Below are 3,840 nucleotides of genomic sequence, written 5' to 3' on the forward strand. Positions count from 1 at the left end.
CGACGGAGTCGGCGGAGGTTGCCGAGCCCGCCGCGCAGGCCGTCCCCGAGCGGACGTCGGTGCTCGTCGGGTACGGCCCGCTCGTCGAGGCGTCGGCCCGGCCGCACCGCCGACCGCGCTCCGCGGCCTGGCTCGCGGCGCACGCGTCGACGAACGGCCACGGCAACGACCGGACGCACGCGCACCCGGCGGACGCCGTCGTCGCCGGCGAGCCCGGCGGCACCGTCGCCGCTCCCCCGCGCCCGACCCCGCCCGTCCGCAAGCTCGCGCACGACCTCGGCGTCCACCTCGAGCGGGTCCAGGGCACAGGCCCGTCGGGGCAGATCACGCGCGACGACGTCCTGCGCGCGCTCGTCCCGACCGGCACGACGCCCCCGCGGGGGACTCCGTCGGTCTCGGTTGCGCCCCCGACGGCCGCGAGGACGTCGTCGCCGGAGCGGGTGCCCGACCGGTCGTCGTCCGCCGCCGTCGCCTCCCCCGCACGCGCGGCGACGACCCCGTCGCACGACGACGTCCGGGTCCCGGTCACGGGCGTCCGCAAGCAGACGGCGGCCGCGATGGTCGCGAGCGCGTTCACCGCCCCGCACGCGTCCGTGTTCCTCACCGTCGACGTGACGCCGACGACCGCGCTGCTCGCGGACCTGCGCGCGGACCGGGCGATGGACGGCCACCGCGTCACGCTCCTCGCGCTCGTCGCCAAGGCCGTGACGCTCGCCGTCCGCGACCACCCGGACCTCAACGCGCGCTGGGACGAGCCCGCGGGCGAGATCGTCCGGCACGCGCACGTCGGCCTCGGCATCGCGGCCGCGACGCCGCGCGGGCTGCTCGTCCCGGTCGTCCACGCGGCCGACACGCTGCGCCTGCCGGACCTCGCCGACGCGCTGCGCGCCCTGACCGAGTCGGCGCGCGCGGGCACGACCACGCCCGCCGACCTGTCCGGCGGCACGCTCACGATCACGAACGTGGGCGTCTTCGGCGTCGACGGCGGCACGCCGATCCTCGTGCCTGGCCAGTCGGCGATCGTCGCGGTGGGGGCGGTCCGCCGGCAGCCGTGGGAGCACGAGGGCGCGGTCGCGCTGCGCGACGTGCTCACGCTCACGGTCTCGTTCGACCACCGCGTGGTCGACGGCGAGCAGGCGTCGCGCTTCCTGGCCGACGTCGGCCGCGTGCTCGCCCGGCCCGCGTCGGTGCTTGCGATGGTCTGACGGCACCGGGAGCAGGGACCTCTGGAGGGAAGGGGCACGATGGACAAGGTCGTCCGCTCGGCCGCCGACGCGGTGGCCGACATCCCCGACGGCGCGACGCTCGCCGTCGGCGGGTTCGGTCTGTGCGGCATCCCGAGCGTGCTGATCCGCGCGCTGCTCGACGCCGGCACGCAGGACCTCGAGGTCGTGAGCAACAATTGCGGCGTCGACGACTGGGGCCTCGGGCTGCTGCTCCAGGAGCGGCGGCTGCGGCGGGTCGTCGCGTCGTACGTCGGCGAGAACAAGGAGTTCGCACGCCAGTACCTCGCGGGCGAGCTCGAGGTCGAGCTGACCCCGCAGGGCACGCTCGCCGAGCGGCTGCGCGCGGGCGGCAGCGGCATCGCCGCGTTCTACACGCGCACCGGTGTCGGCACGCAGGTCGCCGAGGGCGGTCTGCCCTGGCGGTACGACGCCGACGGCGGCGTGGCGGTCGCGTCACCGCCCAAGCCCGTCGAGCGGTTCTCGATGCGCGGCGAGGAGCACGAGTACGTGCGCGAGGAGGCGATCACCGCGGACTTCGCGCTGGTCCGCGCGGCGGTGGGCGACCACGCGGGCAACCTCGTCTTCCACCGGTCGGCCCGGAACTTCAACCCGCTCTGCGCGGCCGCCGGTCGCGTCGCGATCGCCGAGGTCGAGCACCTGGTGCCCGTCGGTGAGCTCGACCCCGACGCGATCCATCTGCCCGGCGTCTTCGTCGACCGCGTCGTCCCGCTCACGCAGGCCGAGGCCGCGGACAAGCGCATCGAGCGGCGGACGCTGCGGGCCGGAGGTGCGTCGTGACCCTCACACGTGAGCAGATGGCGGCACGCGCCGCCCGCGAGCTGCCCGACGGCGCCTACGTGAACCTCGGCATCGGCCTGCCGACGCTCGTCCCGAACCACCTGCCGCCGGGCGTCGAGGTCGTGCTGCAGTCCGAGAACGGCGTGCTCGGCGTCGGCCCCTACCCCACGGACGACGAGGTCGACCCCGACCTGATCAACGCGGGCAAGGAGACCATCACGCTGTCGCCGGGAGCGTCGTTCTTCGACTCCGCCACGTCGTTCGGCATGATCCGCGGCGGCAAGGTCGACGTCGCCGTGCTCGGCGCGATGCAGGTCTCCGCCGGCGGCGACATCGCCAACTGGATGATCCCCGGGAAGATGGTCAAGGGCATGGGTGGCGCGATGGACCTCGTGCACGGCGCCCGCCGGATCGTCGTCCTCATGGAGCACGTCGCGCGCGACGGCTCCGCGAAGATCCTGCCGCAGTGCACCCTGCCCCTGACAGGCGTGGGCGTCGTCGACCGGATCATCACCGACCTCGCCGTCCTCGACGTGACCCCGGACGGCCTGCTGCTGCGCGAGTGCGCACCCGGCGTCAGCGTGTCCGACGTCGTCGCCGCGACCTCCGCGGTCCCCCTGCTGACCAGCGACGACGTGCGGGAGATGGTGCTGACATGACCGGTCGCGACGCGGTGCTCGTCTCGTTCGCCCGCACGCCCATGACGCGCCTGGGCGGAGCCCAGTCCACCCTGACCGCGGCCGAGCTCGGCGCGGCCGCCATCCGCGGCGCCGTCGAGCGCGCGCGCATCCGCCCGACCGCCGTGGACGCCGTCCTCATGGGCCAGGTCGTCCTCGCGGGCTCGGGCCAGAACCCCGCGCGCCAGGCGGCGCACCTCGCCGGCCTGCCCTGGACGGTCCCGGCGACCACCGTGAACAAGGTGTGCCTCTCAGGCCTCACGGCGATCATCGACGCGGCCCGCCTGATCCGCTGCGACGAGGCCGACGTCGTCGTGGCGGGCGGTCAGGAGTCGATGAGCCTCGCGCCGCACCTGCTGCCCGGCTCCCGCCGCGGCTGGACGTACGGCGACATCACCGCCGTCGACTCCCTCGCGCGGGACGGCCTGACCGACGCCTTCGACGGCGAGTCCATGGGCGCGTCGACCGAGCGTGGCAACGCGGCGCTCGGCATCACGCGGTTCGCCCAGGACGAGGTCGCGCTCGCGAGCCACCTGCGCGCCGCCGCCGCGGTGACGTCGGGGGTCTTCGCGGAGGAGATCGTGCCCGTCCCCGTCCCGCAGCGCCGCGGCGACCCCGTCACGGTCGACGCCGACGAGGGCATCCGCCCGACCACGACGATCGAGTCCCTCGGTGCGCTGCGCCCCGCGTTCGCGCCCGACGGCACGATCACCGCCGGCAACGCGTCGCCGCTGACGGACGGCGCCGCCGCCGTCGTCGTGGCCGCGCGCGACGTCGCCGAGTCCCGCGGCTGGCCGGTCCTGTGCACCGTCGGCGCGTGGGGCCAGGTCGCCGGGCCGGACACGTCGCTGCACTCCCAGCCCGCACGGGCGATCGAGGCCGCCGTGAAGCGCGCCGGGTGGGACGTCGGCCACCTCGACCTCGTCGAGATCAACGAGGCCTTCGGCTCGGTCGTCGCCCAGTCGCTTGCCGACCTCGACTACCCGCTCGAACGCACCAACCTGCACGGCGGCGCGATCGCCCTGGGCCACCCCATCGGCGCGTCCGGCGCGCGCCTCGCCGGCCACGCCGCCCTCGAGCTCGCCCGCCGCGGCTCCGGACGCGCGGCCGTCGCGCTGTGCGGCGGTGGCGGCCAGGGC

Annotated in this window: 4 protein-coding genes; all 4 read left to right on the plus strand. The window is 75.7% G+C overall.

The features are described 5' to 3' along the window. Nucleotides 1–1,205: dihydrolipoamide acetyltransferase family protein (locus tag CTKZ_RS20180; RefSeq protein ID WP_148090537.1), on the plus strand; the 1,205-nt coding region annotated here is incomplete at its 5' end. 39 nt (nucleotides 1,206–1,244) lie between these two features. Next, nucleotides 1,245–2,024 carry a CoA transferase subunit A gene (locus tag CTKZ_RS20185; RefSeq protein WP_124344583.1) on the plus strand — a complete coding sequence of 260 codons (780 nt, stop codon included), beginning with the start codon at nucleotides 1,245–1,247 and terminating at the stop codon, nucleotides 2,022–2,024. Beyond that, nucleotides 2,021–2,683, plus strand: a complete 663-nt coding sequence (locus CTKZ_RS20190; protein ID WP_124344584.1) for a CoA transferase subunit B — start codon at nucleotides 2,021–2,023, stop codon at nucleotides 2,681–2,683. Before CTKZ_RS20185 ends, CTKZ_RS20190 begins: the two co-directional genes overlap by 4 nt. Next, nucleotides 2,680–3,840 (plus strand): acetyl-CoA C-acetyltransferase (locus CTKZ_RS20195; protein WP_148090538.1); only part of this gene is annotated, 1,161 nt, incomplete at its 3' end. The genes CTKZ_RS20190 and CTKZ_RS20195, both read left to right, overlap by 4 nt.

It is taken from the genome of Cellulomonas algicola, from assembly GCF_003851725.1.
Lineage (GTDB): Bacteria > Actinomycetota > Actinomycetes > Actinomycetales > Cellulomonadaceae > Cellulomonas > Cellulomonas algicola.